This window comes from Kineococcus indalonis (genome assembly GCF_009906395.1).
In the GTDB taxonomy this organism is placed as follows: Bacteria; Actinomycetota; Actinomycetes; order Actinomycetales; family Kineococcaceae; genus Kineococcus; species Kineococcus indalonis.
The window spans coordinates 1-6,300 of the sequence record NZ_JAAALM010000212.1 but is presented as its reverse complement, the minus strand read 5'-3'; the positions used below and the strand labels follow the sequence as shown (position 1 = coordinate 6,300).

Sequence of the window (6,300 nt, the reverse complement as noted above, 5' to 3'; positions counted from 1 at the left end):
GGTGGGGGTTCCGGTCACCCGGCGACGGTAGTGCGGGCCCGCGCGCGCGGGCGCGCCGGGTCGGGGGCCGGGTCCGCGGCGGGGCCTGCGGCGGCGGGGCGTCAGCGCCACCCGCGGCGGCCGCGGGCGTCGAAGCAGGACGGGTGCCAGTGCCGGCGCTCGCTGACGCCGTCGCCCGGGCTGAAGGTGCCGCGCGAGGGCCAGACCACCACGTGCGGGACGCCGGGCGGGATCTCCTGGGCGCACCCGGGGCAGCGGTAGGTCTTGGTGGAGGTGCCCCCGCGCAGCGGGCGCACCACCCACGAGCCGTCGGGGCCGTCCACGGTGCGGTCCACGCCGCGGCCGAGCACGCCGCGCGGGGGCGGCTCGGGGCGGCGGCGGGGCGCGGGACGGCGGGCGCGCCCGGCACGTAAGCTGCCCCCTCGTGCGCCTGGTCATCGCCCGCTGCTCCGTCGACTACGCGGGGCGCCTGTCGGCGCACCTGCCGCTGGCCACGCGCCTGCTGCTGGTCAAGGCCGACGGCAGCGTCCTGGTGCACTCCGACGGCGGTTCCTACAAGCCGCTGAACTGGATGAGCCCGCCGGCCCGGCTGACGGTGGCGCCCGCCGGCGAGGACGCCGCCGAGGGCGTGGTGGAGACCTGGACGGTCCAGCACCTCAAGAGCGACGACCGCCTCGTGGTGTCGGTGCACGAGGTGCTGCACGACTCCAGCCACGAGCTGGGCGTGGACCCCGGGCTGGTCAAGGACGGCGTCGAGGCGCACCTGCAGAAGCTGCTGGCCGAGCACATCGCCACCCTGGGCGAGGGCTACCAGCTGGTGCGCCGGGAGTACCCCACGGCGATCGGCCCGGTGGACATCCTGGCCCGCGACGGCGGCGGCGGCACCGTCGCGGTGGAGATCAAGCGGCGCGGGGAGATCGACGGCGTGGAGCAGCTGACGCGCTACCTGGAGCTGCTCAACCGCGACCCGCAGCTGCGGCCGGTGGCCGGCGTGTTCGCCGCCCAGGAGATCAAGCCCCAGGCGCGCACGCTGGCCACCGACCGCGGCATCCGCTGCGTCACGCTGGACTACGACGCCCTGCGGGGCGTGGACGACGCCTCCACGCGCCTGTTCTGAGCCCGCGGGTGCAGCCGCGCCACCGCCGGGCGCACCCCGTCCTCGACGTGCTGCCCGTCCTCGACGTGCAGCACGCGGTGCAGGCGGGTGACGCGCACCAGGCGCAGCGCCGGCAGCGGCACGTCCCGCAGCACCAGCTCGCGCCCGGCCCGCTGCGCGCGCCGGTGGGCGCCGACGAGCACGCCCAGGGCGGTGGCGTCGGCGAGGACGACGCCCTCGACGCTCACCACCAGCGGCCCGCTGCCGCGGTCCACCGCGGCGTGCAGGGCGGTGCGCACCTCCGGCACCGTGTGCACGTCGAGGCGGCCGGACAGGCGCACGAGCCTGCCCGGTTCCTCCTCGACGAGCGTGGCACCGCCCGGTGGGGCGGCGCGGGCGGCGCGGCGCGCCGCCACGTCGTGCGCGGTGCCGGGCACCGCTCTCCTTGCTGCGACCTGGATCGCCATGTGTTCCTCCCCCGAGGACGCCGGTCGTGGTCACCGGCTAGGACGCAGGGGGCCCTCGTCCGGTTGCACCGCGCAGCCGCACGATCAGGGCACCCTGTGTGCCGACTCTGCCACGCAACGCAGTCGCGCGGGCGCGAAAGAGCACGCCGTTCCCGAACGGTGACCTGTCGGGCCCGGGCGCTGCCGCCGGGCTGGACAGGGCGGGGACACTGACCGGGTGACCTTCGGCGGCTACTACTACGCGGTGGGACCCCTCGTCGCCCTGCTGGTCGTGGGGGTGCTGGCGCTGCTGCTGCGCTGGACCTTCTCCCGCGGCCGCTCCCTGGTGGAGCGCCGCCCCAGCCGCGGCGACAGCAGCGAGTACGGCCTGCTGGAGGTGGTCTCGGCGCCGTCGACGTTCGTGGAGGCCGAGGTGCAGCGGCGCACCCTGCTCGACGCCGGCATCCGCGCCACCCTGGCCCCGACCACGGACGGCCCGCGGGTGATGGTCTTCCCCGAGCAGGCCGGCCTGGCGCGGCAGGTCCTCGACGGCCGCGGCCGTCGCCCGTGACGGCACCCGCGGCGCCGCCCGGGCGCGAGGAGGTGCTCGCGGCCGCGCTGGCGCTGGCCGCCGAGGACGAGGAGCGGGCCGGGGTGGCGATGGTGCTGGCCCTGGAGGACGGCGCTGCGTCCCCGCCCGCCGCGGGCGGGGACGCGGGCGGGGACGCGGACGGCGAGGCGCTGGCCCGGCGGCTGCGGCGCTGTTGGGAGGTCCTGGCCGGCGCCGACCCCGACGTCACCGTGCAGGACGCCCTGGCCGTGCTCGCCGACCTGGACGTGCGCCCGGAGCCGGCCCCGCCCGCGGCGCCGAGGGCCCCGGGCGAGCCCGCGCCGAGCCTGGCCGCCTGGCGCCCCGACGGCTGGCGGCGCCCGTCCTGGCCGCAGCGGCACGCCGAGGCGGCGCACGTGGTGCAGGCGCTGGCCGGCGGGCGGCTGCTGCGCGTGGTCAACTTCCACGACACCCCGCGCTCGCACCGCGAGCGGCTGCGCGCGGAGCTGACCTCGTACGCCGAGCGCTTCGAGCCGGTCAGCGCCGCCGACGTGCACGCCTTCCTGGACACCGGCCGCTGGCGCAGCACCCGCCCGGGCGTGGTGCCCGCCTTCTACGACGGCTTCGCCTCCGCGGTGGACGTGGCCGCGCCGCTGCTGGCCGAGACCGGCCTGGTCGGCTGGTTCTACCCGCCCACGGCGTTCCTGGACGCCCCGGCCAGCGCGCAGCGCGAGTTCGCCGTGCGCCACTCCTACGGGGTGCTGGACGCGCGCGAGGGCGAACGGCTGGCGATGACCTGGGACGACCTGGCCGCGCTGGCCGGGCGGCACGAGGTGTGCGGGCACACCGCCACCCACGCCGCCAGCGCCGCGGTGCGCACCGCGGGCGAGGTGGAGCGGGAGGTGCTGGAGCCGCTGGAGCGGCTGCGGCAGGTGTGCGGGCGCACCCCGGCGGCCTGGGCGTGGCTGGGCGGCACCCCGCACGACCCGCACGCGGCCGGCGACGCGGCCGTCGCCGCCGCGGGCGTGCGGCTGGTCACCTCCAACGCGCTGCTGCAGCGGCTGGCCTGAGCACCCGCCGGGCGGTCCCGCCCGGGGTGGTCGTTCCCGGGGCGGGTCCCCTCAGCGCAGGCCGCTGCGCGCCAGGCCCGCGACGAACTGCCGCTGCGCCAGGCCGAAGAGCACCAGCACCGGCAGCGCCGACAGCAGCGCCCCGGCCATCAGGGCCGGGTAGTCGGTCGTGTACTGGTTCTGCAGGAACGACAGCCCCACGGGCAGCGTGTACAGCTCCGGGACCCGCAGCGCCACCAGCGGCCAGGCGAACTCGTTCCAGCGGTACATGAACGTCATCACCACCAGGACCGCGACCAGGGGCCGCGCCAGCGGCAGCACGATCGAGACCAGCGTGCGCAGCTGCCCGGCGCCGTCCAGCTGGGCGGCCTCCAGCAGCTCGTCGGGCAGGGACAGGAAGTACTGCCGGGCCAGGAACACCCCGAACGCCTCCGCCGAGCGCGGCACGATGACGGCCCAGTAGGAGTTGATCCAGCCCAGGTCGTTGACGAGGTCGAACTGCGGCACCAGCAGCGTCTGCACCGGGATCATCAGGGTCGCGACGATGCAGAAGAAGACCACCGAGCGCCCCGGGAAGCGGTGCTTGGCCAGCACGAAGCCCGCCAGGACGTCCACGGCGACGGTGATCACGACGGCCACCACGGCGATCGCGGCGGAGTTGGAGACCCACTGCAGCAGCGGGAAGTCCACCAGGACGCGGCGGAAGGCGTCCAGCTCCAGGGTCGTGGGCAGCAGCCCCACCCGCCCGGCGGCCAGGTCCGAGCGCGAGGACAGCGCCGTGACGACCATCCAGTACAGCGGGAACACCCACACCAGCGCCAGGACCGCGACGACCAGCAGCCGCGGCCAGCGCGGCCGCCGCCGCGGCGGCACCGCCGCGGGGGCGGGCGAGGACAGGCGCGAGCCCTCGCGCACCGGGGCGCTCACGCGACCTCCTCCGCGTCGCGCTGGGCGCGCCAGGACAGCACGGTGGCCAGCAGGATGACGGCGAAGACGACGACGCCGATCGCGGAGCCGTACCCCTCCGCGCGCGCCTGGAAGCCCTGCGCGTAGGCGTAGGTGACGAGGATCTCCGTGGCCCCCGCGGGGCCGCCGCCGGTCATGACGCGCACCACGTCGAAGGTCTGGAAGACCTCCACGACCATGAGCACCACCACGAAGAACGTGGTGGGGCGCAGCAGCGGCCAGCTGACGTGCCGCACGCGCTGCCAGCGGGAGGCGCCGTCGAGCTCGGCGGCCTCCAGCACGTCGCGGTCCAGGCCCTGCAGCGCGCTGAGGTAGAGCACCACCACCAGCCCGGTGCGGGCCCAGAACAGCACCACGAACACCGACACCGCCGCGGCGGTGCCGCTGGACTGCCAGTCGGGGGCCGGCAGCCCCAGGGCGGTGAGGGTGCGGTCCACGATGCCGACGTTCTGGTCGAAGATCCACCGGCCCGCCATGGCGACGACCACGCCGGAGAGCACGTAGGGCGCCAGGAACAGCGCCCGGAACAGCCCCCGCGCCGGCAGCTGCTCGCGCAGCAGCAGCGCGATGCCGAAGCCGGCGGCCACGCTGGTGGGCACGGACACCAGCGCCAGCAGGCCGGTGTTGCCCGCGGCGCGCCAGAACACCGGGTCGCCGGCCATGCGGGCGTAGTTGGCCAGGCCGGTGAACTCCGGCTCGCCGATGCCGGTGGAGTCCGTCAGGGAGATGCGCACCGCCTGCACCAGCGGGTAGAGCACGAACAGCCCGAAGAGCAGCAGCGCCGGGGCGAGCAGCGCGTAGGAGGTGGCCCAGCGGCGCACCGGCCTGCGGGTCCGGCCGGCGGCGCGGCCGGCCGCGACACCGGCGACGCTCACGCGTCGATCACCGACCGCACCCCGTCGGTGATCTTGCGCAGGGCGGTGGCGTCGTCGTCGGAACCGAGGAAGGCCTCGTCGAGGCGGTCGCGCAGCTGGGCGTTGATGGCGCTGAAGCTGGGCACGACGACCTGCTCCACCAGCGGGGTGCGGATCTCGCGCGCCTGCTGCACGTACAGCTCCATCAGGTCCGGGCGCACGACCCAGTCCAGGGAGGCGGCGTCGACGTCGCTGCGGGTGGGCAGCACGGTGGCGGCGGCGCAGAACTCCCCCACCTGCTGCGCCTGGGCGCAGAAGGCCAGGAAGTCCAGCGCCGCGTCCCTCTTGGCGCTGTCCTGCACCGCCACCAGCGCGTTGCCGCCGAGGTCGGCGGAGGCGTTGACGGCGCGCGGCAGGAAGGTGGCCGAGTAGCCGAAGCCGCCGCCCTCGATCTCCGAGAGCAGGAAGTCGCCGGCGAAGCACATCGCGACGGTCTGGTTGAGGAAGAGGTCGCTGGCGCCCTGGCCGCGGGCGTTGGCGTTGGGCGGGGTCAGGCCCTGGCGGAACAGGTCGCGGGTGAAGGTCAGCGCCGCCAGCATCCCGGGGTCGTCCTCGGCCACGGCGTCCAGGCCCTCGGTGAGCAGCCGCCCGCCGGCCTGGTCGACGAAGTTCAGCCAGCGGAAGGCCCCGGCGTTCTGCCAGTTCACCGCCACCGCGTAGGTGTCGGCGCGGGTGGGCCGCACCCGGCGGGCGGCGTCGGCGAACTGCTCCCAGCTCCACGCCTCCTGCGGGGTGCGCGGCAGGCTCAGCCCGGCGGAGGCGACGGCCTCGTCATTGACGAGCACCATGGAGGTGTCGGTGTGGTGCGGGATGCCGAAGGTGCCCTGCTCGTCGGTGACCGCGCTCCAGAACGCCGGCAGGAACGCCTGCTCCAGCGCACCGGCGTCGGGCAGGTCCGCCAGCACCCCCTGGGCGCGGTAGGCGGCCACGTCGGTGTAGCTGACGCGGAACAGGTCCGGGGGGCTGTCGGTGCGCAGCGCCGTGTCCACGGCGGTGAGGACCTCCGAGTACGGCACCACCTGCAGCCGCACGCGGGGCCCGCCCTGGGCGGCGAAGTCGGCGGCGAGCTTCTCGAACGCGGGGCGCTCCGCGTCGCTCGCCCACGTGATCATGGTGAGCTCGTCGGGGGCGGCGGAGGAGGCGTCGGAGGAGTCGCCGGTGGAGAAGCCGCTGCAGGCCGACAGGCCCGCGGCGGCGGTGAGTCCCGCGCCGGCCCCCAGCAGGGCGCGGCGGGAGGTCGTGGGCGTGGTGCGGGGTG

At 76.1% G+C, this 6,300-nt stretch carries 7 protein-coding genes and 1 pseudogene; 3 read left to right on the top strand and 5 right to left on the bottom strand.

Translation table 11 applies throughout. The features are described from left to right. Window positions 1-101 precede the first annotated feature (101 nt). The gene (locus GTR00_RS11590) at window positions 102-335 is read right to left on the bottom strand and encodes an LIM domain-containing protein (protein WP_205705591.1); all 234 of its coding nucleotides are present in this window, start codon (window positions 333-335) and stop codon (window positions 102-104) included. 89 nt (window positions 336-424) lie between these two features. On the opposite strand from GTR00_RS11590, the gene nucS reads away from it, so the two are divergent. Continuing rightward, window positions 425-1,117, top strand: coding sequence for an endonuclease NucS (gene nucS, locus GTR00_RS11585; RefSeq protein ID WP_166611775.1), 693 nt, complete (start codon window positions 425-427; stop codon window positions 1,115-1,117). Between the two features lie 53 nt (window positions 1,118-1,170). On the opposite strand, the pseudogene GTR00_RS26360 reads toward nucS, so the two are convergent. After that, window positions 1,171-1,437, bottom strand: a pseudogene (locus tag GTR00_RS26360) (STAS domain-containing protein); the annotation flags it as partial. 343 nt (window positions 1,438-1,780) lie between these two features. On the opposite strand from GTR00_RS26360, the gene GTR00_RS11575 reads away from it, so the two are divergent. Both GTR00_RS11575 and GTR00_RS11570 read left to right on the top strand, forming a co-directional pair. Further along, a complete protein-coding gene (locus tag GTR00_RS11575; protein WP_166611773.1) occupies window positions 1,781-2,113 on the top strand; it encodes a hypothetical protein in 333 nt (110 codons plus the stop codon). Beyond that, window positions 2,110-3,162 (top strand): polysaccharide deacetylase family protein, encoded by a 1,053-nt coding sequence (locus GTR00_RS11570; RefSeq protein ID WP_166611772.1) that lies wholly within the window; start codon window positions 2,110-2,112, stop codon window positions 3,160-3,162. The genes GTR00_RS11575 and GTR00_RS11570 overlap by 4 nt, the downstream gene beginning before the upstream one ends. A gap of 51 nt (window positions 3,163-3,213) precedes the next feature. Here the strand turns inward: GTR00_RS11570 and GTR00_RS11565 are convergent, their stop codons facing one another. The 3 genes from GTR00_RS11565 to GTR00_RS11555 all read right to left on the bottom strand — a co-directional run. Next, a complete protein-coding gene (locus tag GTR00_RS11565; RefSeq protein WP_205705590.1) occupies window positions 3,214-4,089 on the bottom strand; it encodes a carbohydrate ABC transporter permease in 876 nt (291 codons plus the stop codon). Then, window positions 4,086-5,003 carry a carbohydrate ABC transporter permease gene (locus GTR00_RS11560; protein WP_205705589.1) on the bottom strand — a complete coding sequence of 306 codons (918 nt, stop codon included), beginning with the start codon at window positions 5,001-5,003 and terminating at the stop codon, window positions 4,086-4,088. Before GTR00_RS11560 ends, GTR00_RS11565 begins: the two co-directional genes overlap by 4 nt. Further along, on the bottom strand, window positions 5,000-6,300 hold a 1,301-nt coding region (locus GTR00_RS11555), incomplete at its 5' end, for an ABC transporter substrate-binding protein (RefSeq protein ID WP_166611771.1). The genes GTR00_RS11555 and GTR00_RS11560, both read right to left, overlap by 4 nt.